27 protein-coding genes are annotated in these 24,872 nt (G+C 64.5%); 18 read left to right on the plus strand and 9 right to left on the minus strand.

The features are described 5' to 3' along the window. The first annotated feature begins 141 nt into the window (after positions 1-141). A complete protein-coding gene (locus NKI22_RS19065; protein ID WP_502896280.1) occupies positions 142-1,665 on the plus strand; it encodes a serine hydrolase in 1,524 nt (507 codons plus the stop codon). A 30-nt stretch (positions 1,666-1,695) separates the two neighbouring features. On the opposite strand, the gene NKI22_RS19070 is transcribed toward NKI22_RS19065, so the two are convergent. Further along, complete coding sequence (locus NKI22_RS19070; RefSeq protein WP_023722353.1) at positions 1,696-2,631, minus strand: hypothetical protein; 936 nt, start codon at positions 2,629-2,631, stop codon at positions 1,696-1,698. 285 nt (positions 2,632-2,916) lie between these two features. Between NKI22_RS19070 and NKI22_RS19075 the strand changes: the two genes are divergently transcribed. After that, on the plus strand, positions 2,917-3,357 hold the full coding sequence (locus NKI22_RS19075; protein WP_023677323.1) for a lipid-binding SYLF domain-containing protein: 441 nt from the start codon (positions 2,917-2,919) through the stop codon (positions 3,355-3,357). 18 nt (positions 3,358-3,375) lie between these two features. Here the strand turns inward: NKI22_RS19075 and NKI22_RS19080 are convergent, their stop codons facing one another. Continuing rightward, positions 3,376-4,008 (minus strand): TetR/AcrR family transcriptional regulator, encoded by a 633-nt coding sequence (locus NKI22_RS19080; protein WP_023722352.1) that lies wholly within the window; start codon positions 4,006-4,008, stop codon positions 3,376-3,378. A gap of 672 nt (positions 4,009-4,680) precedes the next feature. Between NKI22_RS19080 and NKI22_RS19085 the strand changes: the two genes are divergently transcribed. Genes NKI22_RS19085 through NKI22_RS19095 form a run of 3 tightly spaced genes read left to right on the plus strand, consistent with a single transcriptional unit; the run spans position 4,681 to position 8,461 of the window. Beyond that, entirely contained in the window at positions 4,681-5,166 is a 486-nt protein-coding gene (locus tag NKI22_RS19085) for a (2Fe-2S)-binding protein (RefSeq protein ID WP_352816518.1), read from the plus strand. Continuing rightward, entirely contained in the window at positions 5,163-6,143 is a 981-nt protein-coding gene (locus tag NKI22_RS19090) for an FAD binding domain-containing protein (RefSeq protein ID WP_352816521.1), read from the plus strand. Before NKI22_RS19085 ends, NKI22_RS19090 begins: the two co-directional genes overlap by 4 nt. Beyond that, on the plus strand, positions 6,140-8,461 hold the full coding sequence (locus NKI22_RS19095; protein WP_023722349.1) for a xanthine dehydrogenase family protein molybdopterin-binding subunit: 2,322 nt from the start codon (positions 6,140-6,142) through the stop codon (positions 8,459-8,461). The genes NKI22_RS19090 and NKI22_RS19095 overlap by 4 nt, the downstream gene beginning before the upstream one ends. Before the next feature lie 229 nt (positions 8,462-8,690). On the opposite strand, the gene NKI22_RS19100 is transcribed toward NKI22_RS19095, so the two are convergent. Further along, positions 8,691-9,701, minus strand: coding sequence for a zinc-dependent alcohol dehydrogenase family protein (locus NKI22_RS19100; protein WP_023722348.1), 1,011 nt, complete (start codon positions 9,699-9,701; stop codon positions 8,691-8,693). 106 nt (positions 9,702-9,807) lie between these two features. Here NKI22_RS19100 and NKI22_RS19105 point away from each other — a divergent pair, with 106 nt between their 5' ends. Continuing rightward, a complete protein-coding gene (locus NKI22_RS19105) occupies positions 9,808-10,737 on the plus strand; it encodes a LysR family transcriptional regulator (protein ID WP_352549412.1) in 930 nt (309 codons plus the stop codon). 41 nt (positions 10,738-10,778) lie between these two features. Here NKI22_RS19105 and NKI22_RS19110 read toward each other — a convergent pair whose 3' ends face one another. From NKI22_RS19110 to NKI22_RS19120, 3 genes are all read right to left on the minus strand, one after another. Further along, the gene (locus NKI22_RS19110) at positions 10,779-11,537 is read right to left on the minus strand and encodes a slipin family protein (RefSeq protein WP_023722913.1); all 759 of its coding nucleotides are present in this window, start codon (positions 11,535-11,537) and stop codon (positions 10,779-10,781) included. Beyond that, the gene (locus NKI22_RS19115; RefSeq protein WP_023722914.1) at positions 11,534-12,925 is read right to left on the minus strand and encodes an NfeD family protein; all 1,392 of its coding nucleotides are present in this window, start codon (positions 12,923-12,925) and stop codon (positions 11,534-11,536) included. Before NKI22_RS19115 ends, NKI22_RS19110 begins: the two co-directional genes overlap by 4 nt. A 101-nt stretch (positions 12,926-13,026) precedes the next feature. Then, entirely contained in the window at positions 13,027-13,791 is a 765-nt protein-coding gene (locus NKI22_RS19120; protein WP_352640973.1) for a pseudouridine synthase, read from the minus strand. A gap of 115 nt (positions 13,792-13,906) precedes the next feature. Here NKI22_RS19120 and NKI22_RS19125 point away from each other — a divergent pair, with 115 nt between their 5' ends. Further along, a complete protein-coding gene (locus tag NKI22_RS19125) occupies positions 13,907-14,497 on the plus strand; it encodes a DUF922 domain-containing Zn-dependent protease (protein WP_023722916.1) in 591 nt (196 codons plus the stop codon). A gap of 41 nt (positions 14,498-14,538) precedes the next feature. Here the strand turns inward: NKI22_RS19125 and NKI22_RS19130 are convergent, their stop codons facing one another. Beyond that, positions 14,539-15,282: an SDR family oxidoreductase gene (locus NKI22_RS19130; RefSeq protein WP_352716222.1), complete on the minus strand. Its 744-nt coding sequence runs from the start codon at positions 15,280-15,282 to the stop codon at positions 14,539-14,541. A gap of 337 nt (positions 15,283-15,619) precedes the next feature. Here NKI22_RS19130 and NKI22_RS19135 point away from each other — a divergent pair, with 337 nt between their 5' ends. The 9 genes from NKI22_RS19135 to NKI22_RS19175 all read left to right on the plus strand — a co-directional run bounded on the left by NKI22_RS19135 (position 15,620) and on the right by NKI22_RS19175 (position 22,469). Beyond that, on the plus strand, positions 15,620-16,243 hold the full coding sequence (locus NKI22_RS19135) for an NAD(P)H-dependent oxidoreductase (protein ID WP_502895819.1): 624 nt from the start codon (positions 15,620-15,622) through the stop codon (positions 16,241-16,243). Between the two features lie 347 nt (positions 16,244-16,590). Then, positions 16,591-16,923 carry an ArsR/SmtB family transcription factor gene (locus NKI22_RS19140; RefSeq protein WP_352640967.1) on the plus strand — a complete coding sequence of 111 codons (333 nt, stop codon included), beginning with the start codon at positions 16,591-16,593 and terminating at the stop codon, positions 16,921-16,923. Between the two features lie 14 nt (positions 16,924-16,937). Then, entirely contained in the window at positions 16,938-17,444 is a 507-nt protein-coding gene (locus NKI22_RS19145) for an arsenate reductase ArsC (protein WP_352494408.1), read from the plus strand. A gap of 1 nt (position 17,445) precedes the next feature. Further along, positions 17,446-18,132 carry an aquaporin gene (locus NKI22_RS19150; RefSeq protein WP_352640965.1) on the plus strand — a complete coding sequence of 229 codons (687 nt, stop codon included), beginning with the start codon at positions 17,446-17,448 and terminating at the stop codon, positions 18,130-18,132. Then, positions 18,129-18,551 carry an arsenate reductase (glutaredoxin) gene (gene arsC / locus NKI22_RS19155; protein WP_352640963.1) on the plus strand — a complete coding sequence of 141 codons (423 nt, stop codon included), beginning with the start codon at positions 18,129-18,131 and terminating at the stop codon, positions 18,549-18,551. Before NKI22_RS19150 ends, arsC begins: the two co-directional genes overlap by 4 nt. Positions 18,552-18,644: 93 nt before the next feature. Continuing rightward, positions 18,645-19,373, plus strand: a complete 729-nt coding sequence (arsH, locus tag NKI22_RS19160; RefSeq protein WP_502896916.1) for an arsenical resistance protein ArsH — start codon at positions 18,645-18,647, stop codon at positions 19,371-19,373. A 99-nt stretch (positions 19,374-19,472) separates the two neighbouring features. Beyond that, the gene (locus NKI22_RS19165; RefSeq protein WP_023722924.1) at positions 19,473-19,805 is read left to right on the plus strand and encodes an ArsR/SmtB family transcription factor; all 333 of its coding nucleotides are present in this window, start codon (positions 19,473-19,475) and stop codon (positions 19,803-19,805) included. A gap of 49 nt (positions 19,806-19,854) precedes the next feature. Beyond that, entirely contained in the window at positions 19,855-21,231 is a 1,377-nt protein-coding gene (locus NKI22_RS19170; protein ID WP_352641027.1) for an FAD-dependent oxidoreductase, read from the plus strand. Continuing rightward, positions 21,228-22,469, plus strand: coding sequence for an MFS transporter (locus NKI22_RS19175; RefSeq protein WP_352640961.1), 1,242 nt, complete (start codon positions 21,228-21,230; stop codon positions 22,467-22,469). Before NKI22_RS19170 ends, NKI22_RS19175 begins: the two co-directional genes overlap by 4 nt. A 23-nt stretch (positions 22,470-22,492) precedes the next feature. On the opposite strand, the gene NKI22_RS19180 is transcribed toward NKI22_RS19175, so the two are convergent. Beyond that, entirely contained in the window at positions 22,493-22,717 is a 225-nt protein-coding gene (locus tag NKI22_RS19180) for a hypothetical protein (RefSeq protein ID WP_352640959.1), read from the minus strand. 231 nt (positions 22,718-22,948) lie between these two features. Then, positions 22,949-23,314 carry a VOC family protein gene (locus NKI22_RS19185; RefSeq protein ID WP_352481659.1) on the minus strand — a complete coding sequence of 122 codons (366 nt, stop codon included), beginning with the start codon at positions 23,312-23,314 and terminating at the stop codon, positions 22,949-22,951. A 144-nt stretch (positions 23,315-23,458) separates the two neighbouring features. Between NKI22_RS19185 and NKI22_RS19190 the strand changes: the two genes are divergently transcribed. Continuing rightward, positions 23,459-23,770 (plus strand): hypothetical protein, encoded by a 312-nt coding sequence (locus NKI22_RS19190; protein WP_352640957.1) that lies wholly within the window; start codon positions 23,459-23,461, stop codon positions 23,768-23,770. 44 nt (positions 23,771-23,814) lie between these two features. Continuing rightward, entirely contained in the window at positions 23,815-24,690 is an 876-nt protein-coding gene (locus tag NKI22_RS19195; protein ID WP_352640956.1) for a sigma-70 family RNA polymerase sigma factor, read from the plus strand. Positions 24,691-24,872 lie beyond the last annotated feature (182 nt).

A 24,872-nucleotide genomic window follows, 5' to 3' on the forward strand; every position in this document is an offset into this window, starting at 1 on the left:
GCGAAACCGACATCCGTCAATGGATGGCGGGTCGAGCGTGAGGCTGGCCTTCCCTGCGTCGGCCTGCAATAGTGCACGCCGGTGAAGCGGAGGGGGCTGAGCATGCGGCTATTCATAAAGCGGAACCACCTCCGTTGGAGGATGTTGGCCTTCATCGCTATCATGGTGCTTTTGCCGAAAGCGGCGTCGGCCGATACCATCCCACCCGACAGGATCGCCGCGGCCCTTGCGAAGCTCGAATTACTCGCCGAAGGCGTCGTCGCGGATGGTAGCGTGCCCGGTCTGGCCATCGGCGTCGTGCATGGCGACGAGGTGATCTTCCTCAAGGGGTTCGGGCATCGCGAGACCGGCAAGCCGGAGGCCGTCGACGCCGATACGGTCTTCCAGATCGCCTCGCTCTCCAAACCGGTCTCAGCCACCGTCGTGGCGGCGCTGGTCAGCGACGGGATTGCTTCGTGGGATTCGAAGATCGCCGACCTCGATCCGGCTTTCCGGCTCGCCGAGCCCTATCCGACCAGCGAACTCACGGTCCGCGACCTGTTTGCGCACCGCAGCGGGCTTCCCGGCACGGCGGGCGACGACCTCGAGGACATTGGCTATGACCGCGGGGAGATCCTGCGCCGCCTGCGGTTCGTGTCGCCGTCGTCGAGCTTTCGTGCCGGCTATTCCTACAGTAATTTCGGACTGACCGAGGGTGCCGTCGCCGCCGCGAAGCCGACGGGCAAGCCCTGGGAAGAGGTCGCCGAAGAGAAGCTCTATCGTCCGCTTGGAATGGCCTCGACCAGTTCGCGTCATTCGGACTTCATCAAGCACGCCAACCGCGCCGAACTCCACGCCAAGATCGATGGCGCCTGGGCCGCGAAGGTCCAGCGCTATCCGGATGCGCAGGCGCCAGCAGGCGGCGTCAGTTCCACCGCACGCGATCTCTCTCAATGGATGCGCCTTGTGCTCGGCAACGGGGCCTACGCCGGCAAGAGACTCATTGCCGCCGATGCGCTGGACCAGACACATATTCCCTTGATGGTTCGCGGCAAGAACCCCGTCTCCGGAGGCGAGGCCTTCTACGGCCTCGGCTGGAATGTCGAATTCGGCCGGCACGGGCTGGTCTGGGGTCATGCGGGCGCCTTCAGCACCGGCGCACGCAGTCTGGTGATGCTCTTCCCCGAGGAGAAGCTTGGCATCGTCGTCATCGCCAACGCCTTTCCGACAGGCGTGCCGGAGGGACTGTCCGACAGCTTCGCCGATCTCGTCTTCGACGGAACGCTGGGGAAAGATAAGGTAAAGGCATGGAATGATATCTATGCAGGCATGTTCGGGCCGGTGATTGCGGCGGCCAAGGCCACCTATGCCGTGCCGCCCTCTCCGGCAAGTCCGGCCGGGCCAGCCAGTGCCTATGCCGGCCGTTACTTCAACGACTTCATCGGCGATGCTATTGTGTCGGGCGAAGGAGAGGCTCTTGTCCTCAAGGTCGGGCCCGCCGGTGCGCGGTCCTATCCACTGAAGCATTTCGACCGCGACCTCTTCGTGACCTTCCCCGATGCCGAGATGCCGGACAGGCCCTCGGCCGTCAGCTTTGTCATCGACCCCGACGGCAAGGCGTCGGCCGTGACCATCGAGTTTCTCAACGACAATCATCTCGGCACGCTGCAGCGCGAGGGTGATTAGCCGTCGCGGGGCGGGCGAGCCTTTGCCGGTTCAGGATGCCGGGCCGAACTGGAGCAATTTGAAGCAATCGCCGCTGCCCGGCGTCGCTTGCGTCAGGAAGGGTTTCGACCGGTCGATCCATTCTTGGTGCGACCTGGCATCGGCTTCGATCTCATTGGCCGGTGCAAGCTTGACGAAACCGCGCCCCTTGCTGAACAGCCAGCATGCGCGGCCGAGAAACCGCCTGCTGCGCTGGCGCAGGAGGTCGGCATCATAAAAAATGTCGAGCACCTCCTGCTTGATCTTCCGCTCCTTTTCGGGATTGGCGATCGCAACCTCGATCGCCTCGCCGCCGATCGCATCCTGCAGGTCCTTGTAATCCAGGGCGATCTGAGTGGTGGCATATTTGATGTCGCTCTCGTCCCGGACGATGTTGAACCATAGCGTTGGGTTGAGCTCGTTGACGACGAACGATGCTTCGAAATCGCGTGATAAATTCAGGGTATCGAACCCCTGAACATCGACGTCGCGTTCGACCAGAAGGATCTGCGAAACCTGCTTGGCGAGCGCCGTCCCGTGGGCGCTGACCGCGGCATTGTTGCCGCCGAGTTCCGGACTGACATAGGCGCCGCCATCATCCAGCAGCGCATCGAATTCGCCAAGGGCCTCCACGACGGCGCCGCCGCGGGCAATACGCGCCGCCAGTTTGGCGAGAACCTGCTGGAGCTCCGTTTCGCGTTTACGCTGGTCCTGATAGTTCTGCTGGAAAAAGAAGATGAACAGGGACACGCCAATGCCGATCAGGATCACGCCCAGCTGCGAAAAGATGTTGCGATAATATTCCAGCAGCTTTTCACGATGGCGTACGTCGTCACGCACACTGTGCGCCACACGGAGATTGACGATCAGCGAAACGACCAGGAGCCCGGCACCGACCAGGATCAGGCCGCCGATCAGCAGGTAGCCGTAGCCAGAGTTCAAATCCATTCTTTGCCGCGCTCCCGAAACCCCAGACAGCGCAGACTAATACCGTTCGGCTTCAACACCTACGTTTTCATAGGAGCGCCGGCGAAGGATTCCCACCATTCGGCCGCTGTTCTTACAGCCAGGTCTATGCTCGCCGTCCGCCTCGTTTCGTAGCGGTCTTCTCGCAGCCGAATTCAGGCCGCGTGCTTGGAACCAATGACGGGCGAGACTGTTCAGCTATGACTTTGATACGACGCCGATGTGCCCGGTCGGCTGGGCATGCGGCGATCTTGAGGAGTTCTCATCATGAAGATTTCGTCCAGATTTCGTTCAGTCGCGGTTGCCGTCATCGCCGCCGCGGCAGTTAGCTTTGCCAGCGTCGCGCATGCCGACAGCGGTACGATCCGCTTCGCCATCTACAAGGCGGCCTTTTTCATCGGCGGCTCCGGAGGCGAGGGCACACTGACCTTCCATGGTCGCCGATATCCCATCTCGGTCGGCGGCATCTCGGGCGGCCTCGCCTTCGGCGCCTCCAAGACCTATTTCAAAGGTACCGTGCGCCACATACGCCGCGCCCGGGATGTGACGGGGGTGTACGGTGCAGCGGGCGGTGGCGGCGCGCTTGGCAAAGGAGCCCAGGTGATCGTCATGACCAATGACAAGGGTGCCCAACTCGAACTCACAGGCAGGCAGGTAGGTCTGCAAGTCAACGCCGATCTCAGCGGTATGAGCATCTCGCTGAAATAAGGGCAGTCATTGCATTCGTCATTCCCTGGATGGGCCGGATTTGGCCGCTCCAAACCGCAGCCCATCCATCAGCAGCGACACCAATCGGCGCGAGCGGTCGCGCCAGTCCTTGGTGTCCGGGGCCGAATAGATGCCGCCCAGCGCATGCAGCACGTCGGAGGCATCGACGTCGCTGCGGATCGAGCCGTTGGCGACCGCGGCATCGATCAGCCGCCGCAAAGCCAGCGTCACCCTGCCCGAAACGTCGGAGAACAGGGTGGAGTTGGTTGTGAGCAGGATGCGCAGGCTTGTCGACAGCCCGCGCTTGGTGGCGATGTAGTCGACGAAGCGCTGCATCCATTGTTCGAGCGCGACGTCGGGCACATGATCGTGGGCGAGTTCGTCGGCCGCCTGGCACAGTCCTTCCACTTCGCGCCGATAAACCACCTCGACCAGATGCTCGCGCGTTGGGAAATGCCGGTAGAGCGTGCCGATGCCGACGCCGGCCTGACGCGCAATCTCCTCCAGCGAGGCATCGACGCCATGCGCGGCAAAGGCTTTCGCCGCGACCTCGACCAGTGCGTCGCGGTTGCGCTGCGCGTCGGCGCGCAGCGGTTTTGCAGCGGCGGCTTCGGCCTTGTCTCCAGATATGACGGGCGGCTCTGCGGCCAATTTTTTCTCCAGTGTTGATCCGAATAGGGCAGGCCCCGTTTCAACAACGGAGACGCCTCCAACTTCGTTACGCCTCCGACAAATATAATCGCAAGTAAATACAATCACAGGATCGAGTCTGGGCCGGCGTTCCGCATCTTGCCTGTCCCGGTGGATGACGACGGAGGATATTTCCTGGCGCGGCCGGCACTCCTCATCTGTTCGGCCGATGCCCTGAGGCAAAAATGAGCCGACATTGAGCACGATCCCCTCAGGATCATTGGACTGTCCTGCCCCTACAGACAGTTCAGAGAGCACCACCGGCTTGGGCCGGTGGTGCTTTTTTGTCTCCAGGCATGACGGCTGGCTGCCCTGCCAATTTTCTCCAATTTTGATCATTTTCGATCCTGGGCTTGAACAGGGCCGAGCAGGTCCTTAGGTAATAAGCGGAGGCGCCTCCGATTGTGGAGCGCCTTTCTCATGTAATCACGGGATCGGGTATGTCACGTCTTTCGACCTCGCAAGCCGCAGCCTCCCCGAGGTCGCGCCAAGTCAGGCAGACCCCCTCTGCCCTGCCGGGCATTTCCCCCAAGGGGAAGATAGCCTTCACCTAGCCATAAGCTGACCTTGCCGCTCGCCGGCCGGGCACCAGATCATCCCCTCCCGCGTCAAGCAACTGGAGCCAGACGCCCCATGACAAGCAAAACCCGAACTCCAATCCAACTTCAAATCAACGGACATCCACATGAGCTGGAGGTCGAACCGCGCGTTACCCTGCTCGACGCCTTGCGCGACCATCTCGGCCTGACCGGCACCAAGAAGGGCTGCGACCAGGGCCAGTGCGGCGCCTGCACGGTGCATATCGACGGCCAGCGCGTGCTGGCCTGCCTGACGCTTGCCACTCAGGCTGAGAGCAGGGACATCACCACCATCGAAGGGCTTGCCGGGGAGGATGGCACGCTGCATGCGGTGCAGGCCGCCTTCCTCGAACAGGATGCCTTCCAGTGCGGCTATTGCACGCCGGGCCAGATCATGTCGGCGGTCGCCTGCATTCGCGAGGGCCATGCCGGTTCCGACGAGGAGATCCGCGAATACATGGCCGGCAATCTCTGCCGCTGCGGCGCCTATCCGCATATCATCGCCGCCGTGCGCCAGGCGGCCGTGGAGGCCGCGTCATGAGGGACTTTTCGTATCTCCGCGCCGGCTCCGTCGATGCAGCCCGTGAGGCAGCAGCACTTCCCGGCGCCATGCTTTTGGCCGGCGGCACGACGCTTGTCGATCTCGCGAAATGCGGCGTTGCCGAACCCGAGACCGTGGTCGACATCACCCATCTCAAGGGACTGGACACGATTGCCGTTGATGACCGGGGCGCCACGATCGGCGCGCTGGCCAGGATGAGCCGCGTCGCCGACCATGCCGATATCAAGAGTCGGTTCCCAGCCGTCTCGGAAGCATTGTGGCAGGCCGCATCGGCGCAGTTGCGCAACATGGCGACGATCGGCGGCAATTTGATGCAGCGTACGCGCTGCCCCTATTTCCGCGATCCGGCGAATTTCCCCGCTTGCAACAAGCGCTCGCCCGGCAGCGGCTGCTCGGCGATCGGCGGCGTCACCCGTGGTCATGCCGTGCTCGGCACCAGCGAAGCCTGCATCGCCACCTATCCCGGCGACCTGGCGGTTGCGCTCGTCGCCTTCGACGCGATCCTCCATCTCGGCGACCGTCAGGTCGCCGTCGATGATTTTTTCCTGCCGCCGGGCAGCACGCCCGAACGGGAACATGCGATCGAACCCGGCGAGATGATCACCGCGATCGGCATTCCCGCTTCGGCCGCCCGCCGCTCGACCTATCTCAAGGTCCGCGACCGCCAGTCCTATGAATTCGCCGCGGCAAGTGCCGCGGTCGGTATCGAGTTCGAGGCCGACGGAAGGACGATCCGCGATCTGCGCGTCGCGCTTGGCGGCGTTGCCACCAAGCCATGGCGCGCCCGCGCCGTCGAAGAGGCGCTGAAAGGCAAGGTGCTCGAGCCGGAGGTCGTCAGGCAAGCCAGCCTGCTCGCCGTCGAGGGCGCCGTCGACCATGGCGCCAACCACTACAAGATCGAACTGGCGCCGCGCGTCGTCGCCCGCGCCATCCTCAAAATGGGAGAAACGGCATGACCGTTCACGAGTTGAGAACAAGACCTGGCGATGCCAAACGCGGCGACGCTTCGGACGGCGCCGTCCTCGCGGATCAGGTCGGCGGCCGGCTGTCGCGCGTCGACGGACCGGCCAAGATCACCGGTGCCGCCAAATACGCCGTCGAGCAGCAGCTCGAGGGGCTCACCTATGCGGTGCTGGTCGAGAGTACCATTGCCGCCGGCCGGGTGCAGTCGATCGACACGGCAGCGGCCGAAGCCGCGCCGGGCGTGCTGCTGGTGCTGACGCCCGACAATTTCCTGCCGCTGAGAACCGCCACGGACTGGCTGGGCACGCCGCCGCCGGCTGTTGCCTATTGCCCGCTGGCGCGCAGCATCACCTTCAGCGGCCAGCATATCGCGGCGGTGGTGGCCGAGAGCTTCGAACAGGCGGTCGCAGCCGCGGCGCTGGTCAAGATCGCCTATGACGAGGCGCCGGCGATCGTCGACCTCAGCGATCCGAAAGCCGGCGACGGCATTGCGGTCGATGCGATGACCAAGGAGTGGGGTGAGGCGGAGACCGCGTTCGCCTCGGCTCCGGTCAGGATCTGCAACGCCTACAACACGCCGCGCGAATACCAGGCGCCGATGGAGCCGCATGGCCTGATCGCAAAGTGGCAGGACGACCAACTCACGGTCTGGGAGCCGAGCCAGTGGCTCGACGGCATGGCGCGGACCTATGCCGAATGGTTCGGCGTGCCGTTCGAGAATGTGCGACTGGTCTCGCCCTATATTGGCGGCGGCTTCGGCTCCAAGGCGTTCGCCTATGGCTACGGCGCGGTGGCGGCAGTCGCCGCGAAAATGCTGGGACGGCCGGTGAAGCTGGCGGTCAGCAGGCCGCAGACCTTCACCGCCTATGGCGGACGGGCGGCGACGCGCCAGACCGTGGCGCTCGGCGCCAACGCAGAGGGTCAGATCCAGTCGATCGTGCATCGCGGCGTCAACGAGACCTCGGTCGACGGCATGTGGGTCGAGCCGCTCGGCTCGGTCACCTCGGTCATGTACGCGACGCCGAATTTCTCGTCGCGGCAGAACGTCGTGCGGGTCAACACGGTGGTGCCGGGGGCATTGCGCGCGCCGGGCGAGAACCCGAGCGCCTTCGGCATCGAAAGCGCGATCGACGAGCTCGCCTATGAGGTCGGTATCGACCCGCTGGAAATCCGTCTCAGGAACTATGCCGAGCAGGATCCGCATGCGAAGAAGCCGTGGTCGACACGGCAGCTGCGCGAGGCGTTCGCGGCCGGCGCTGAAGCCTTTGGCTGGTCGAAGCGGACGCCCCAGCCGCGTTCGATGCGCGACGGCAACCAGTTGATCGGCTGGGGCGTCGCCGCCGGCACCTACCCGGTGCGGCGCGCCTATGGCGAGGCGGTCGTGCGCATTCTCGCCGACGGCTCGGTTGAGGTCGAAAGCTCGTCGATCGACATGGGGCAGGGCACCTACACGATCTTGGCGCAGACCGCCGCCGAGGTGCTGGGCGTGCCGGCGGAAAACGTCATCGTCAAGCTCGGCGATTCCCGCTATGCCCGTGCCGGCGTCACCGGCGGTTCGCGGCTGGCCGGGGTGATGACCGGCGCCGTCCACAAGGCGGCGAGTGCCGCGCTCGACCAGTTGGTCGGGCTCGCCATCAGTGATCCGGCTTCGCCGTTCCATACGCTGCAGGCCAACACGCTCGTCGTCGCCAATGGCCGCATTTCGTCGCCGCGCGGCAACGGCCCTGAAGTTTCCATCGCCGAACTGCTCAGCAGCGTCGGGCGCCAGCATATCGAGGCCAAGGGCGACACGATGCCGGCCAATTCGACGGTCGAGGACCGCTACAAGAACTACACCACCATAGCTATGGCGCTGCCGCACACCGAGGGCGACTATTCCCGCCACAGCTGGTGCGCGCATTTCATCGAAGTGCGCGTCGACGAAGACTTTGGCACGGTTCGTGTGTCGCGCGTGGTATCGGCGCTGGATTCGGGCCGGCTCTATAACCCCAAGCTCGCCGAAAGCCAGTGGAAGGGCGGCATCATCATGGGCATCGGCCAGGCGCTGCTCGAGGAAGGCATCGTCGACCGCCGCCACGGCCGCATCGTCAACAACAACCTCGCCGACTATCTCATCGCCACCAATGCCGACATTCCCGACATCGAGGTAATCTCAGTCGGTATTCCCGACCCGCATTCCTCGGTGCTTGGCGGCAAGGGGGTCGGCGAGCTAGGCATCGTCGGCGTGGCGCCGGCGATCGCCAACGCGGTATTCCACGCCACCGGGAAACGGGTGCGGGATCTGCCGATCACGCTGGAGAAGCTGATTTAGGCGGACGCGGTGGAACTGCCAATCTCCCCCCTCGTGGGGGAGATGCCCGGCAGGGCAGAGGGGGGCGTGAAGGATCGCCAGCGTTCAGTTCAACTTTGATGAGCTGAGAACCTTACGTGGGTGCGCGAACTGCTTGATAGGCTGGAGGGACAGCGCCCCTCTCTGTCCTGCCGGACATCTCCCCCACGAGGGGGGAGATCGGCAGCTTGAACGCCCTGCCTTTTCAGGCTCACCACGACAGACTGAACGCAAGCTTGCCGAAATGCCGGCCGCCGGCCGCCATGTGGGCGTAGGCCTCGGTCGCCTGGTGCTGGCTGTAGATTGTGTCGATGACCGGATCGATACGGGCGGCGCCGATAGCGCGCGCAGCGTCGCGCAGGTCGGATACCGAACCGGTGTTGTTGCCCACTACCTTGAGCGCCTTGATGATGATCGGCAGCAGGTTCGTGGTGGCCTCGGCGCCGGTGACGAAGCCGATCGCGAACACCGTGCCGCCGGGCGCCGCGGCATTGATTGAGCGGGCGAAGGTGGCCGAGCCGCCGGTCTCGACGATCAGATCGGCGCCGAGGCCGTCGGTCAGCTCGAGCACCTTGGCGTCCCAGTCCGGTGTCTCACGATAATTGATGAGATGATCCGCACCCAAGGCCTTGGCGCGGGCCAGCTTTTCGTCCGACGACGAGGTGATGATGACCGTGGCGCCGGCTGCCTTTGCCAGCTGCAGGGTCAAGATCGACACACCGCCGGTGCCGAGCAGGACGACGACTGATCCGGGCCCGGCATCGGCGGCGCGGATCGCGTTCCAGGCGGTGGTGCCAGCGATCGGCAGCGTTGCTGCCGCTTCGAAGGACAAGTGAGCCGGCATCGGCACGACGGCATTGGCCGGCAGCACGACATATTCGGCGAGCGAGCCGGGCAGTGTCAGCCCGCGCATCTCTCTGGTCTCATAAGGCCGCGGACGGCCGCCGATCCAACGCGGTTTTGCATGGGCGATGATGCGGTCGTTGACGGCGAGCCTCGACACGCCCTCGCCGATGCCGACGATCTCGCCGGCGCCGTCGACGACGGGAATGAGCGGAAAGCTCGGGCCTGGATAGTTGCCGCTCGCGATCGCGACGTCGACAAAGTTGAGGCTTGCGGCGCGCAGGCGGATCAGCACTTCGCCGCGCTGCGGTTCAGGCGTGGGAACGGTGGCCGCGCGAAACGCGTCCAGTCTCGGGGCAGTCAGTTCGATCGCTTTCATGTCTCACTCCGGTTGATGGGCCGATTGACGGGCCGGGATTGAGTGAAACTAGCTGCTGCGCTATTGGTATATAATCCTTGGCTTTTACATTTGAGCTCTGCGCCAGATGCAGCAATCGCACGAACCGGCAGCATTGGCCGAAATGGCCGCCTTCGCGGCAATCGCCGAAGCACGCTCCTTCACCAAGGCGGCGGCTCGCATCGGCCGCGACGCAACGATCCTGTCGCGGCGCCTTGCCTCCCTGGAAGAGCGGTTGGGCGTGCGCCTGCTGCACCGGACGACGCGAAGCGTGTCGCTGACCGAGGCGGGTTCGGAGTTCCTCGTCCGCATCCGCGCTATCCTGGCCGCCGTCGACGAAGCCGAGGCTGTCGCGTCGGCGCATGCCGGCGGCGGGCCGCGCGGCGTGCTGCGGCTGGCGCTGCCCGGCTCGTTCGGGCGCATGTGGATCGGCCCCCTGCTGCCACAGTTTCTCGCCGAATTTCCCGACGTCCGTATCGAGGCCGAGTTCTCCAACCGCTTCGTCGATCTCGTCGCCGAGAATTTCGATGTTGCCGTTCGTCTCGGCGCGCTGGAGGATTCGCGGCTGGTGGCGCGCAAGGTCGCGACACGGCGGCGGCTGCTGTGCGCCGCGCCGTCCTACCTCGCCCGCCGGGGCACGCCGGCTGCGCCGGAAGCGCTGCTGGAACACAGCTGTCTCGGCTTCTCAGGCTTCCAGACCTTTCCGGCCTGGGAGATGACCGACACCACGGGCCGCCGCGTCAGTATCGAGGTCTCCGGCCCGCTGGTCACCGACGACGCCGAGGTCCTGGTCGAAGCCGCCGTGCAAGGCGTCGGGCTGATGATGAGCACGGATTGGCTGGTCGGACGCGAGCTCGCCGACGGCCGGCTGGTGCCAGTGCTGGAGGACTGGACCCTTGCCGACGAAGGGGCCGTCTATGTCGTCATGCCTTCGGCCAAGGGGCAAGCCGCCAAGACACGTGCCTTCGCCGACTGGATCGGCAAACGCTTTGCGCCGGTCCCGCCGTGGCAGAGGTGAGGGTGCTGATCTCCCCACGAGGGAGATTATGCGCTCCTCCCTCACTTCCCGCCCTGCTTGATGAAATGACCGAGCAGATCCATTGGCACCGGAAACACGACCGTCGACGAGCGCTCGCCGGCGATGTCATGGAGAGCCTCGAAATAGCGTAGCTGCATGGCTTGCGGTGCTTCGGCCAGCATCTTGCCAGCCTCGACGAGCTTTGCCGCCGCCTGTTGTTCGCCGTCGGCATTGATCACTTTCGCACGCCGCAGCCGTTCCGCCTCGGCCTGCTTGGCGATGGCGCGGACCATGTTCTCGTTGAGGTCGACATGCTTGATCTCGACATCGGAGACCTTGATGCCCCAGGCATCGGTGCGCTGGTCGAGAATCTCCTGGATATCGCTGTTGAGCTTGTCACGTTCGGCCAGCATTTCATCGAGCTCATGCTTGCCGAGCACCGAGCGCAGCGTGGTCTGTGCCAGCTGGTTGGTGGCGGTCATGAAGTCTTCGACCTGGATCACCGCCCGCTCGGCGTCGACGATACGAAAATACAGCACCGCGTTGACCTTCACCGAGACGTTGTCGCGCGAGATCACGTCCTGCGGCGGCACGTCCTGGACCACCACTCGCAGGTCGACCTTCACCATCTGCTGCACGAAGGGGATGAGGATGATAAGGCCGGGGCCCTTGACCCCGGTGAAGCGGCCGAGCGTGAAGACCACCCCGCGTTGATATTCCCTCAGGACGCGAATGGCCGCGGATAAGAACATGACCACGACGAGCGCTGCTGCCAGATAGGCCACATAACCGATGATCATTGCCTTGCTCCATCGCTTCCCACATTGCGGCGCCGTATCGTCAGCACAAGACCCCTGACATCAGCCACCTCGACGCTGTCGCCCGCCGCAAGCGGTTCGTCGGCTTTTGCCCGCCAGCGCTCGCCCCGGGCGAGCACGTGGCCCTCGCTGCCCTGCCAGTCGAGAATCTCCGCCGGCAGCCCCTGCATGGCCTGTGCGCCAACACGCGGAACGTTCTTGCGGGCCGCCCACAGATAGCTGCCGGTCAACAGCGCCAGGCCGAGCGTCAGGACGGCGGCGGTGCCGATAACGGCCCACGACATCTCGAAGCCGGGCCCCTCGATCTTGAGCAGCATGGCAGCGCCCAGCAGAAACGCAGCCACGCCTCCCAGCCCAAGGACCACTGTCGGGTTCAAGGCTTCGACGACGAGAAAGATGATGCCAAGCAGCATCAAGGCAAGGCCGGCATAGCTGATCGGCAGGAGATTGAGCGCATAGAGGCCGAGCAGAAGGCAAATCGTGCCGATCACGCCAGGCGCGACCGCGCCCGGGCTCGTGAATTCGAAGACGAGGCCATAGACGCCGACCAGCATCAGGATGACGGCGATGTTTGGGTCCGTGATGACGGCGAGAAGCCGGATGAGCCAGCCTGGTTCGAGCGTTTCAACCGGCAGCCCTTTCGTCGCCAATGCCTCTTTCTTGCCGGCGATCTCGACGGTCCGGCCGTCGGCCAGTTGAAGCAACTCGGTGGTGTCGCGGGCGACGAAGTCGATGACATGCTCCTGCAGCGCCGCGCCGGCCGACAGGCTGGCCGCCTCGCGCACGGCCTTTTCACCCCATTCGGCATTGCGCCCGCGCAATTCAGCCAGGCTGCGGATCAGGGCAACGGCGTCGTTCGTCGCCTTGGCGATCATCGCATCGCCCGCGGGTGCGTTCTTCTTGTCCTTGTCCGCCTCCGGGCCATCGTTCTTGTCGCCGGGAAACGATGGCAGCGGCCCGCCCATCTCGATCGGCGTTGCCGCGCCCAGATTGGTGCCGGGCGCCATCGCCGCTACATGGGTAGCGTAGAGGATGTAGGTTCCGGCGCTCGCCGCGTGCCCGCCGGCGGGCGCGACATAGCCGATGACGGGAACCGGCGAGGCGAGGATAGCGGCGATCATCTCGCGCATGCTGGTGACCAGCCCGCCGGGCGTGTCCATCTGCAGGATGAGAGCCTGGGCGTTTCGGTCCGCGGCCACCGCCAGCGCTTCCTCGAGCTGCCTGGCACTCGCCGGACCGATGGCGCCGTCCATCTCGACGCGCAACACAATTTTCTCCCGGCCGTTCGCCTCTCCGGTTGCGGAAGAGGGACAAACGGCCGCAGCAGCCACGAAAGCCGCGGCAAGCAGGACCGCACGCGCGAGTTTCACGCTCAAAGCTCCATATCTAGGATATGGGCTGGATTTTGCCGAAATCCATGAGAACGCTCATCAAACCGGCCTGGGTGCGGGGTGATGCTTCGCTCTGTCCTTCAGGCCCGAAGCAGCGCCAGCTCTTCGGCGGTCAGATGGCGTGTCTTGCCCTTGGCGAGGTCGCCGAGCTGCAATGGGCCGATCGCAACGCGCACCAGGCGTAGCACCTCGATATCGTGGGCGCCGAGCAGCCTTCGGATATGGCGGTTGCGGCCCTCGTCGAGCACGATCTCCAGCCAAGCGGTGCTGGTGCCGCCGCGCAGCAGCTCGATCGACCGGGCCGTCAGCAAGTCGCCATCGACTGTCGCGCCGGCGCGCAGCCGCGCCAACATGGCCTCGTCGGGCAGGGCGCCGATCTGCACGTGATAGGTCTTGGCGACATGCGAGGCGGGGTCGAGCAGGCGCTGCGCGAAGCGCGTGTCGTTGGTCATCACGAGCAGGCCCTCGCTCGCCTTGTCGAGGCGGCCGACCGGCGAGACGAAGGGCAGGTCGAGCCCTGCCAGGCAATCATAGACGGTGCCGCGGTCCTGCGGGTCGTCGCGGGTGGTGACCAGCCCGCGCGGCTTGTTGAGCATCAGATAGACCTTGCGCTCGGCAGCGACGCGGTGGCCGTCGACCTCGATGCGGTCGCGGCCGGGATCGACGCGCATCGAGCCGTTGCGCACGATCTTGCCGGCAACCCGCACGCGCCCCTCGGCAACCAGAAGCTCGGCCTGCTTACGCGAGCACAGGCCAAGCTTCGACAGGGCGCGGCACAGGCTGACGCCGGGAGGCTGGGTCCCGGGGGCAGGGCGTTGCCGGGCAATGTTCGGTCGCGGCGACATGGCGTTGCCTGTGGATTCTTGTATACGAGCATCCCACTATAGCCGGCCGCAGGCTATGTCCACGGAAGGGAACTGCATGTCTTTTGCATCGTGCGCAGCGGCTGCGAGGACTTGCATGAAAACAGCCATTCGCCTTTGCCTGCTGCTCGCCTCTCTGCCGGCATCGCCGGCGCATGCCGGCTGGCAGGCAGTCGAGAAGGTCGAGACCTATGCCGTCTCAGGGCAATCCGGGCCGGAGCTCTATGCCTCGATCGGCGGGCGCGGGCCGCTGCTCGGCGAGCGCCGCGTCATCGCGCATACCAATTTCAAGCTGACCTGGGTGAGGGACTACCAGCCGCAAGGCGACGCCTGCGTGCTGGTGTCGGCGCGGCCGAAGCTGATCATCACCTACACCTTGCCGAAGCCGGCCGCGCGGCTGCCGGGCGCCATCCAGAAGAACTGGGAGGTTTTCGCAACCGGCCTCGCCGCCCACGAGAAGGTGCACGGCGCCAGCATCATCGACATGGTGCACAAGATCGAGGCGGCCACGATCGGCCTGACCGTCCCCGACGACCGCGGCTGCAGCAAGATCAGGACGGAAGTGACGAGACGGCTCGCCGGAATTTCGCAGGCACAGCGGCAGGCGAGCCGCGATTTCGACCGGGTCGAATTCGGCCCGGGCGGCAAGCTGCGGCAGCTTGTGTTCACGCTGATGACCGGGGGATGATGCTGCGGGGCGGCGCAGGGCACCATATCTGTCGGCCAAGCTCATGCCTGCTCGGTCGGATAGAGCGTCAGGATGTTGACGTTGACCCGTGGCGGCTGCGTCACCGCATACTGGATGGCGGCGGCGATGTCCTCGCTTTCCAGCTGCTCCATGTCGCCAAGCCTTAGCTCGACCGCCTGGCGCACATCGGCGCGCATATTCTGGGTGAACTCGGTCTTGACGGCGCCAGGCTCGATGCAGGTCACGCGGATGCCGTCCTTGCCGATCTCGCGGCGAAGCGATTCCGCCATCGCGCTTACCGCGTGCTTGGTGCCGGAATAGACCACCGAAGGGTGGATATAACGGCCGGTGCCGGAAGAAACGACGACGATGTGGCCGGCGCCTTGCCGTTGCATCGACGGCAGCGCCGCATGGATCGGATAAAGCAGGCCCAGAATGTTGACGTCGACCATCCGGCGGTATTCTTCCGGCGTCGTATTGCGGAACGGCGCGGCGACGCCGACGCCGGCAACCGCAAGCAGAATGTCGAGCCGGCCGTACTCCTGCAGGACCCGTTCGACCATCGCCGTGGCTTGCGCTTCGTCGGTGACGTCGGCGGCAATCGGCAGCGCGGTGCTGCCGGTCTCACGGATCCGCCTCGCCAGATCGTCCAGGCGCTCAGTGCGCCGCGCGGCAATCGCCAGCGTGGCGCCCTCGGCCGCCAGCGCCAAGGCGGTGGCCTCGCCGATGCCGGAGGAGGCGCCCGTCACCAAGGCGATTTTGCCGCTCAGTTTTCCTGTCTGCATCGTTTTCTCCTGACGCTTTGAACACGCCCTGAAGCTAGGGCGCAGACATTCTGGGAACAATGCTGGGAGTTCTTGGGCATGATACGCCGCAGCGCCGCATCCGCGGAGTAGCTCAAGGCATGCGGGACAGCGCCCTCCAGCAAGCCCATGTCTGCGCAATTTTCCTTGAGCGAACGAGCGGGGCTTGACGCGACTGGAGGTGTTGCGTCTTGATATGGGGCTGCGGGGCTTCGCATGAAAACAGCTGATCGACTATGTCTGCGGGTGGCTTGTTTGCATGCGACGCGCTTGCATGCAGCACCGCGATCCTCTGGCGACCGACCGGGCTGAGCGCAAGATGAAGGTCCTCGTCGTCTATTGCCATCCCTGCACCGACAGCTTCAACGGCGCCGTGCGCGATACGGTGCTGGAGACGCTTGCCGAAAGGGGGCATCAGGTCCACCTGCTCGATCTCCATGCGACCGGCTTCGATCCAGTCATGCGCACGCAGGAATGGCGCGGTTACCACGACAAGGCGGCGAACCTGCAACCGGTGCACGAACATGCGCAGGAGCTGCTCTGGGCCGAGGCGGTCGTCTTCATTTACCCGACCTGGTGGTATGGCGTGCCGGCGATGCTGAAAGGCTGGCTGGAGCGTGTGCTGGTGCCGGGCTTCGCTTTCGAGATGCCGACCGCACGACGCGGTCCGCGGCCCAAATTGCGGCACATACGCCGGGTGATGGCGATGACCACATGCGGTGCCACGCCGCTGATGTCGTGGATCATGGGACAGCCCGGCCGGCGGACCCTGCTGCGCGGCTTCCGCTCCGTTTGCCATCCGCTGTGCCGGACCAAATTCCTGGCGCTCTACCGGATGGACAGCGTCTCGGCCGCCGGACGCCAGGCGCATCTGCAGCGGGTCAGGAAAGCGGTTGCCGGTCTTGGCCGCGCTGATGCCATTGCCGCCACGGTGCCTGGCTGATTTGGTCGAGCGAGCCGCCGAGGGCAGCGGGCATCGCTTCGATGTGTCGGATACGATCAGTTGTACAAGTCGGCGCCGCCCCTCATCGCCCTGCCGGGCACTTCTCCCCGTATAGTGACGGGGAGAAGTGGCTGGCCGCAGCGTTGGCGTCGTTTCTGCACCGCTGATGTTTGGCGAAATCACCGATGACGAGGCCCCTCTCCCCGTCACTATACGGGGAGAGGATGCCGGCAGGCAGGTGAGGGGCAACGCAAACGATTAAAGGGCGAATTCAAAACTGAGAGATTGCCTTGGGTCGCTGGCAGAGGCGCGTTGACTCTCTTCGCCATTTCTGGAATCCTGGAATTATGGACAAGACACTCGCCCTTTCGGCGCTTGCCGCGCTCGGCCAGGAAACCCGGCTGGACGTTTTTCGCCTTTTGGTGCGGGCTGGAGCCGACGGCGTGCCGGCGGGCGAGATCGCTTCGCGGCTCGCCGCGTTCCCGAATACGATGTCGGCCCATCTCAAGATCCTGTCGCATGCCGGCCTGGTGCGGACCGAACGGGAGGGCCGCAGCGTGCGCTATTTCGCCGATATGACCGGCTTTCGCGATCTGCTGGCCTACCTGATGGAGGACTGCTGCAATGGCGCGCCGGAACTTTGCCAGCCTGTGATCCAGGCTGTGACCTGCAACTGCTAGAAGGGAGGTGCGCGATGAGCGAGCCATACAATGTTCTTTTTCTCTGCACCGGCAATTCGGCAAGGTCGATTCTCGCCGAGGCGATCCTGAACCGCGTCGGCGCAGGCAAGTTCAAGGCCTATTCGGCTGGATCGCATCCGAAGGGAGAGGTTCATCCCTATGCCCTTCAGCTTTTGAAAAGCCTCAACTACGACACGTCGTTCGCCCGTTCGAAAGACTGGCAAGAGTTTGCGGAGCCAGGTGCCCCAGAGATGAATTTCGTCTTCACGGTCTGCGACAATGCCGCCAACGAATCCTGTCCGGTCTGGCCCGGGCAACCGATGACGGCGCATTGGGGCGTACCTGATCCTGCAGCCGTCGAAGGCACCGAGGCGGAAAAGCATCTCGCCTTCGCCGAAGCCTACCGCATGCTCAACAACCGAATTTCGATCTTTGTCAGCCTGCCGATCAATGCGGTCGACAGACTTGCGCTGCAGAAGCGCCTCGACGAGATCGGCCGCAATCTGCCGAAGGCCGGCTGAGGTGGTTCAGCTTTCCCGGTGCCTTGTTGCCGAGGCCCTCGGCACGGCTCTGCTGGTCGCCACCGTGGTCGGTTCCGGCATCATGGCTGACAGGCTGAGCAACGATGTCGCCGTCTCGCTGCTCGGCAACACCTTGCCGACCGGGGCGATCCTGGTCGTGCTCATCACCATATTCGGGCCGATCTCCGGAGCGCACTTCAACCCGGCGGTGACGCTGGTGTTCGCGCTTCGGCGTGAAATCGAAACGAACGCAGCGCTGGCCTACGTCGCCGCCCAGATTGCCGGCGGCATCGCTGGAACGTTCCTGGCGCATGCAATGTTCGAATTGCCGATCCTGGAAGTGTCGGCGACGGTGCGGACCGGAGGCGGCCAATGGATTGCGGAGCTGGTCGCCGCCTTCGGGCTGGTCTTCACCATTCTTGCCGGCCTGCGTTCGCGCCCGGATTCTATCCCTTGGCTGGTTGGGCTCTATATCACCGCCGCCTATTGGTTCACCGCGTCGACATCCTTTGCCAACCCGGCCGTCGCCATCGCCCGCGCGTTCTCCAACACTTTTGCCGGGATCCGTCCCACCGATCTGCCGGGCTTCATCGCCGCCGAGCTTTTGGGCGCGTTGCTCGCCATGGCATTGGCAGGGTGGCTGCTCGCCCAACCGAAACCAGTCGGACAGATGAAAGCTGCGCAATGACCGTCACCATCTACCACAACCCCGATTGCGGCACCTCGCGCAACACGCTGGCCATGATCAGGCAGTCCGGCGAGGAGCCGGAGGTGATCGAATATCTGAAAACCCCGCCGTCGCGCGAAAAGCTCGTCGAACTGATCGCAGCGATGGGCATGACGCCGCGCCAATTGCTGCGCGAAAAGGGCACGCCTTATGCCGAGCTTGGCCTGGGCGACCCGAAGTGGAGCGACGACGAGATCCTCGATTTCATGCTGGCGCATCCGATCCTGATCAACCGGCCGATCGTGGTGACGCCGCTCGGCACCATGCTCGCCCGACCCTCCGAAGCGGTGCTCGATATCCTGCTCAATCCGGATATCGGCCCCTTCACCAAGGAGGAAGGCGAGGTCGTCGTCGACGCCAGCGGCAAGCGCGTCGCCTAGAGTATTTCGACATTTCTCGAAATTTGCTTTGACGCCACGACGTATCACGCCTATCTATTTCGATGAAACTCGAAATAAGAAAGCTTTGAAGCCATGAAACCAGTCGATCACGCAGGGTCCCTGCCAAACATAGATATGGAGCAACTCCCGGCAATCGATGCATCTGCGCTGTTCGATGTGGCCGCCTCGGCCCACAAGCCTCGGATCTTGATGCTCTACGGCTCCTTGCGGGAGCGTTCCTATTCCCGCATGGCCACTGAGGAAGCGGCACGTATCTTGACCTGGCTTGGCGCTGAAGTCCGTATCTTCAACCCTGCCGGTCTGCCGCTGCCGGATTCGGCGCCCGCCGATCACCCCAAGGTGAGAGAGCTGCGTGAGCTCTCGCTCTGGTCCGAAGGTCAGGTCTGGTGTTCGCCCGAACGTCACGGTTCAATGACCGGTATCATGAAATCGCAGATCGACTGGCTGCCATTGTCGTTGGGCTCGGTGCGTCCCACCCAGGGCCGGACGCTTGCCGTCATGCAGGTTTCCGGCGGCTCACAAAGCTTCAATGCCATCAACCAACTGCGTATCCTGGGCCGCTGGATGCGCATGTTTACGATCCCCAACCAATCGTCGGTGGCAAAGGCATTCAACGAATTCGATGCGGCCGGGCGCATGAAGCCCTCGCCCTACTACAACCGCATCGTCGACGTGATGGAGGAGCTGATGAAATTCACGCTTCTTCTGCGCGACCGGTCGGCCTATCTCACCAACCGATATTCCGAACGCGTCGAAAGCGCGGAAGAGCTTGCCAGACGGGTAAATCAGCGGTCGATTTGAGGCGGGCGGTTGGCGCAAACGAGACGGCGATTGTCCGGTTATTCGAGAATGTTCGAAATAAGCGTTGACGTCGTGGGCTCTCGGAGCTAAGGTGTTTCCATGATACTCGAAAAAGCAGCCTCGCAACTGGAAGCCCTCGGCAGCCCGACGCGGTTGCAGCTCTACCGCACCCTGGTGCGGGCGGGCGATGAAGGGCTGCCGGTCGGGCGCATCCAGGACAGGCTCGGCATCGCGGCCTCGACGCTGTCGCATCACCTCAAGCGGCTGGTCGACACCGGCCTGGTGACACAGGAGCGGCAGGCGACGACGCTGATCTGCCGGGCCAACTATCCCGCCATGAACGGGCTCATCGGATACCTCGCGGACGAATGCTGCGCCGACGCCACCTGTGCGCCGGCTTCGGTGGAAGCGACGGCCAAGACGGCGGCGTAATTTTTTGGCATTATAATTCGAAACTACCGGAAGGACGGAAGATATGGAGATGATCGAAAGGCTTCCCGTCGCGGTGATCGGCGCCGGGCCGGTCGGCCTGGCGGCAGCGGTCCACCTCATCGCGCAAGGTATTCCTGTCAAAGTCTACGAAGCCGGCAATAGGGTTGCATCCAACCTCAGGGATTGGGGCCATGTCCGGGTGTTCACGCCTTGGCGCTATTGCGTCGATCAGGCGTCTAGAAGCCTGCTCGAGGCGCGTGGCTGGCGGATGCCGGAGCCTGAGGCATTCCCGACCGCGAACGACCTCGTCGCGGACTACCTCGAGCCGCTTGCAAAGCTTCCGCAATTGTCGCCGTCGATCGAAACCGGTGCCCGGGTCGTCGGCATCTCGCGCTGGGGCGCCGACAAGGTGCTGAGCAAGGAACGCGAAAACCGGCCGTTCATGCTGGTGATCGAAACCGCCAGTGGCACGCGGCGCGACAGCGCCCGCGCCGTCATCGATGCTTCGGGAACCTGGCAGATGCCGAACCCGCTCGGCGCCGGCGGAATTCATGCCGTAGGCGAAGCGCAATTTGCCGATCGCATCGCCTACGGCATCCCCGACATCCTCGGCCGCGACCGCCGCCTTTATGCCGGCAAGACGACGCTGGTCGCCGGCTCCGGCCATTCAGCCGCTAATGCCTTGCTAGATCTCGCCAGGCTGGCGGATATGGAGCCCGGCACGGCCTTCATCTGGACAACGCGCGGCACCGACCTGGTGCGCATCTATGGCGGCGGCGATGCCGACCAATTGCCGGCACGCGGCGAACTCGGCGCCGAAGTGCGCGAACTCGCCGAGAGCGGCGGCGTCAGACTGGTGACGGGCTTTGCAGCCGTTTCGATCCGCGATGCCGACGGCCGGCTGGTCGTCGAAGGCCAGACCAAGGACGGCTTGCAGCGGATTGGCCCGGTCGACCGCATCATCGCCGCGACCGGACAGCGCCCCGATCTGTCGCTGACGCGCGAGCTTCGGCTCGAGCTCGATCCGTGGCTGGAAAGTGTCAGGGCACTGGGACCGCTGATCGATCCCAACGAACATTCCTGCGGCGACGTGCCGCCGCACGGTCACCGCGAGCTCAGCCATCCCGAGCATGGGTTCTATACGGTCGGCATCAAGAGCTATGGCCGTGCGCCGACCTTCCTGCTGCTGACCGGGTATGAGCAGGTCCGCTCCGTCGCCGCGGCGATCGCCGGCGACATGGTGGCCGCCGACAATGTCCAGCTCGTGTTGCCGGAGACCGGCGTCTGCACCGTGCCGCGGATCGGCATTGCCGACACGGGCTGCTGCGGCGGTCCGGCGCCGGTAGCGGTGGATGCCTGCTGTGTCGCCGATGCCGAAGCAAAGGCGATCGGCAAAAGCGGCTGTGGCTGCGGCGTCGCGGCATGAGCCTTCTGGCGCCTTCGCCCACCATCCTGCGCAGCCGCGGCGCAATCATCACCGCGCTTGGCCTGACGCAGATCATGGCGTGGGGATCTTCCTACTATCTTCCAGCGGTCATTGCGCCGGCGGTCTCCTCCGATACCGGCTGGCCGCTGGCATGGGTTGTCGGCGGCCTGTCTCTCGGCTTGCTCACGGCAGGATTGATCTCGCCGCGCGTCGGGTCGTCGATCGAGCGGCATGGCGGCCGCAACGTCCTGGCGTTCAGCGCCGGATGCATCGGGCTCGGCCAGATCGGGCTGGCTCTCGCCCCTAATCTTGCGGCCTATATCGCAGCCTGGCTGGTCATCGGACTGGGCATGGGGGCTGGGCTCTACGATGCCGCTTTCGCGACGCTTGGGCGCCACTACGGCCACGGCGCGCGCTCCGCCATTACCACGCTGACGCTGTTCGGCGGTTTTGCCAGTACGATCTGCTGGCCGATTTCGGCCTGGCTTCTTGGGGAGGTCGGCTGGCGCGGCACCTGCCTGGCCTACGCTGTCTTTCAGCTGGTGATTGCGCTTCCGCTCTATCTCGTGATCCTGCCTCGTGAGGCGCCGCAGCCGGCAGTCGGGCCAGGATTGCCGGTCGGGCCAGGATTGAACCAGGCGACGCCGGCCGGCGAAGGCAATCCCGATCCGTCGATCATGATCGTGTTGGCCGCCACCCTTACGCTTGCGGCGGTGATCTCCTCGACGGTGTCGGTGCATCTGCTCACCATCCTGCAAGGCAGCGGCATGGCGCTGGCCGCGGCCGTCGGGCTCGGCGCGCTGGTCGGCCCGTCCCAGGTGGCGGCGCGCGCGATCGAGATGACCATCGCGCGCTACCACCATCCGATCCTGACCAAGTTCGCCTCGGTTACGTTTGTGGCGATCGGCGTTTCGGCGCTCTGGGCCGGCATGCCAATCATCCCGCTGGCGCTCGGCTTCTATGGCGCGGGCATCGGCCTGGAATCCATCGCGCGGGGGACGTTGCCGCTCGCGCTGTTCGGCTCGAACGGCTACGCGAAGCTGATGGGCCGCCTCGCCATGCCGAGCCTGATCGCCCAGGCGGCGGCACCCTCGGCCGGCGCATTGCTGCTGGAGCGCTTCGGCCCGCATGGGACGTTGGCCGCGCTTTCTGGTCTGGCGCTGGCCAACGTCATCCTCGCATGCGGCCTCGGCTGGCGGATGCTCCGCTGGCGGCAATCGCAGGTTCAAACCCGATAGGATTTCGACCCGCGTTCAGCGCCTCAACTGGAGAGCGGGAGATCTTCCAAGGGATCGACGAGGAAAGACGCGGCGATCAGATCGTCCGAGTCGAGGCGCAATGAGCCTTCGGCGCCGCCCATGATGGCGGCAACCTTTTGAAACGTCTTGATCTCGTGCTCGGTAATCTGGGCAGTTTGCATTCTGGATTTGAGGTCAGCAACGCGCAGCCCCAAACTGTGGGACATTCCGATTTTACGGTTCGACATGGTAAGATGCTCCTCCCCGGCCCATGTTTGTTTTGCCACCCGCCCTTGTTCGCATTTCCTCCGCCTGCCTAAATATGAGGCATCGCGAATACAGCGCCCGAACGCCCGATGCAAGGGAAGGTTCCGGCGCGCAGAGGTCACGAAATAATAATACGAAGGAAGCACGGCCGATGGTCCGGCCGGAGGGTAGGACTTAGGTAGGACGCCCGCCGGACAGAGGGCTCCGGTGGCTTATCGGCTGGCGAGGACCATGCGGTTGCCTTCGCTGTCGCGAAACTCCGCCACCGTGCGCCCCGGCTGCCACGGCGCATCATGCGGTTCGGTGATGATTTCGACGCCGCCCGCCTTCAACGCCGCGCTCATTGCTCCGACATTTTCGTCGACCAGCACCAATACGGGCTCCGCGCCGGGGGCGTCGTCGGCGCGCCTGATGAAATGCAGGTTCGTCACGGCATGCGGAAATGCCAGCTCGATCCAGCGCCAGCCGCCATCGCCCATCTTCTGGTCGGCCAGGACCTGACAGGCGAGATGCCTGGTGTAGAACGCCTTGGCGCGGTCCTGGTCGAATACCGGAAGCTCGGCAAACTGGATATGCATGATCGTCGCTCCTGCTTGATGGCTGCCGCGCAGCCGCCCACGCGGGAAAGACGTTGCGGGCAACCGAAAAGATTCTTCCACAAGGAGAATCTTTTCAGCGCAGCCGGTCGTCCTTCGTTCATACCAACTAGTCAGGAGACGACAATGGACTACGCGCTCATTCGATACGGTGTGAACCAAGCCGACCTGGAAGATAACCGCGCGCTGGTCGAAAAAGTGTTCGAAGCGCTGGGCGAGGCGGCACCGCCGACGGTGCGCTATCTCGTGCTCGAGCTGGACGACGGCTCGTTCGTCCACATCGTCGGCCAGAACGGCGTTTCGTCGGCGCTGACCGAGCTTGCCGCCTTCAAGGCATTTGCGGAAAACCACGCCGAACGCCGTTCGACCCCGGCAATGCGATCGCCTGTCAAAGTCATCGGCAATTACCGTATGCTGGCGGATCAGAAGGCGGGATAGCGCCTGCCATGCCGCTCGCGCAGAAACGGGATGCTACGCCGAAAATGAACAGGGCGACTTTGGAGGCGATGCTCGTCGGGTTGCGGCCAAGGCTGCATCGCTACTGCGCGCGCATGGCCGGCTCGGTGATCGACGGCGAGGACATCGTTCAGGAGGTGCTGATCAACGCGCTGCAGGCGATCGACGGCGGTGCGATGGTCGAACGGCCGGAGCAATGGCTGTTTCGCATCGCCCACAATGCCGCGCAGGATCATCTGCGGCGGCGCAATCGGGAAAGGTCGCGCATGACCGAGGCCGACATGAGCGTCATCGAGGATCCCTCCGGCAGCGCCGACAGCCGGCTCGCCGCCCAGACGGGCCTGCGCTCCTTCATGCAGCTTTCGGTGCCGCAGCGCAGCGCCGTGATCCTGGTCGACGTGCTCGGCCTCAGCCTGCATGAGACCTGCGAGGTGACCGGCGCGACGCTCGCCGCCACCAAGGCCGCGCTGCATCGCGGGCGGGCGCAGCTCAAGCTGCTGGCGCTGCAGCCCGAGCAGGCGCTCGCGCCGAGGCTCGACGCCGATGACGAGCGCCGGCTGCGGCGCTATGTCGACCTGTTCAACGCGCGCGACTTCGACGCGGTCAGGGCACTGATCGCAGAGGACGTCCGGCTCGATGTCGTCAACCGCGTCCGCCTGCGCGGCAAGGCCCAGGCGTCGACCTATTTCGGCAATTACGATCGTATCAGCGACTGGACATTGTCGCTCGGCTTCGTCGACGGCAGGCCGGCGATCCTCATCCGCGACCCGCAAGCGGCCGACGGCGCCGTGCGCGGCTTCGTGCTGGTTGAATGGGCGGGCGAGGAGGTCATCCAGATCCGCGACTTCCGCTATGCGCCCTGGTGCCTGGTCGACGCGGAGATCAGGGCCGTGGAGAGGTGAGCAGAAGGCTGGAAATGGTGCGGAAATGGCGCGCGAAGGCGACATGGCCAAGGTTGCGCCACCGGACAAGTCTGCCATCGCCTCGATCACTAAGCTGAAGGGCTCCGCCCCCGATTTCGGGGACCGGTATCGTCGCGAAGAGGATCTACGGCCTACACCCGTCATGCTCGATATAGAGCGGT

The sequence above is a fragment of the Mesorhizobium sp. M0778 genome (genome assembly GCF_040320105.1).
Lineage (GTDB): Bacteria > Pseudomonadota > Alphaproteobacteria > Rhizobiales > Rhizobiaceae > Mesorhizobium.

What these genes read in the sequence shown, in the direction of transcription:
- NKI22_RS19075 (WP_023677323.1), top strand. Translation starts at nt 2,917, where the DNA reads ATGAAGATTTCGTCCAGATTTCGTTCAGTCGCGGTTGCCGTCATCGCC.
- NKI22_RS19140 (WP_352640967.1), top strand. Translation starts at nt 16,591, where the DNA reads ATGGACAAGACACTCGCCCTTTCGGCGCTTGCCGCGCTCGGCCAGGAA.
- NKI22_RS19130 (WP_352716222.1), bottom strand. Translation starts at nt 15,282, where the DNA reads ATGCAGACAGGAAAACTGAGCGGCAAAATCGCCTTGGTGACGGGCGCC.
- NKI22_RS19165 (WP_023722924.1), top strand. Translation starts at nt 19,473, where the DNA reads ATGATACTCGAAAAAGCAGCCTCGCAACTGGAAGCCCTCGGCAGCCCG.
- NKI22_RS19120 (WP_352640973.1), bottom strand. Translation starts at nt 13,791, where the DNA reads ATGTCGCCGCGACCGAACATTGCCCGGCAACGCCCTGCCCCCGGGACC.
- NKI22_RS19175 (WP_352640961.1), top strand. Translation starts at nt 21,228, where the DNA reads ATGAGCCTTCTGGCGCCTTCGCCCACCATCCTGCGCAGCCGCGGCGCA.
- NKI22_RS19110 (WP_023722913.1), bottom strand. Translation starts at nt 11,537, where the DNA reads ATGATCATCGGTTATGTGGCCTATCTGGCAGCAGCGCTCGTCGTGGTC.
- NKI22_RS19125 (WP_023722916.1), top strand. Translation starts at nt 13,907, where the DNA reads ATGAAAACAGCCATTCGCCTTTGCCTGCTGCTCGCCTCTCTGCCGGCA.
- NKI22_RS19180 (WP_352640959.1), bottom strand. Translation starts at nt 22,717, where the DNA reads ATGTCGAACCGTAAAATCGGAATGTCCCACAGTTTGGGGCTGCGCGTT.
- NKI22_RS19135 (WP_502895819.1), top strand. Translation starts at nt 15,620, where the DNA reads ATGAAGGTCCTCGTCGTCTATTGCCATCCCTGCACCGACAGCTTCAAC.
- NKI22_RS19065 (WP_502896280.1), top strand. Translation starts at nt 142, where the DNA reads ATGTTGGCCTTCATCGCTATCATGGTGCTTTTGCCGAAAGCGGCGTCG.
- arsC (WP_352640963.1), top strand. Translation starts at nt 18,129, where the DNA reads ATGACCGTCACCATCTACCACAACCCCGATTGCGGCACCTCGCGCAAC.
- NKI22_RS19170 (WP_352641027.1), top strand. Translation starts at nt 19,855, where the DNA reads ATGATCGAAAGGCTTCCCGTCGCGGTGATCGGCGCCGGGCCGGTCGGC.
- arsH (WP_502896916.1), top strand. Translation starts at nt 18,645, where the DNA reads ATGAAACCAGTCGATCACGCAGGGTCCCTGCCAAACATAGATATGGAG.
- NKI22_RS19145 (WP_352494408.1), top strand. Translation starts at nt 16,938, where the DNA reads ATGAGCGAGCCATACAATGTTCTTTTTCTCTGCACCGGCAATTCGGCA.
- NKI22_RS19070 (WP_023722353.1), bottom strand. Translation starts at nt 2,631, where the DNA reads ATGGATTTGAACTCTGGCTACGGCTACCTGCTGATCGGCGGCCTGATC.
- NKI22_RS19085 (WP_352816518.1), top strand. Translation starts at nt 4,681, where the DNA reads ATGACAAGCAAAACCCGAACTCCAATCCAACTTCAAATCAACGGACAT.
- NKI22_RS19185 (WP_352481659.1), bottom strand. Translation starts at nt 23,314, where the DNA reads ATGCATATCCAGTTTGCCGAGCTTCCGGTATTCGACCAGGACCGCGCC.
- NKI22_RS19190 (WP_352640957.1), top strand. Translation starts at nt 23,459, where the DNA reads ATGGACTACGCGCTCATTCGATACGGTGTGAACCAAGCCGACCTGGAA.
- NKI22_RS19090 (WP_352816521.1), top strand. Translation starts at nt 5,163, where the DNA reads ATGAGGGACTTTTCGTATCTCCGCGCCGGCTCCGTCGATGCAGCCCGT.
- NKI22_RS19105 (WP_352549412.1), top strand. Translation starts at nt 9,808, where the DNA reads ATGCAGCAATCGCACGAACCGGCAGCATTGGCCGAAATGGCCGCCTTC.
- NKI22_RS19195 (WP_352640956.1), top strand. Translation starts at nt 23,815, where the DNA reads ATGAACAGGGCGACTTTGGAGGCGATGCTCGTCGGGTTGCGGCCAAGG.
- NKI22_RS19095 (WP_023722349.1), top strand. Translation starts at nt 6,140, where the DNA reads ATGACCGTTCACGAGTTGAGAACAAGACCTGGCGATGCCAAACGCGGC.
- NKI22_RS19100 (WP_023722348.1), bottom strand. Translation starts at nt 9,701, where the DNA reads ATGAAAGCGATCGAACTGACTGCCCCGAGACTGGACGCGTTTCGCGCG.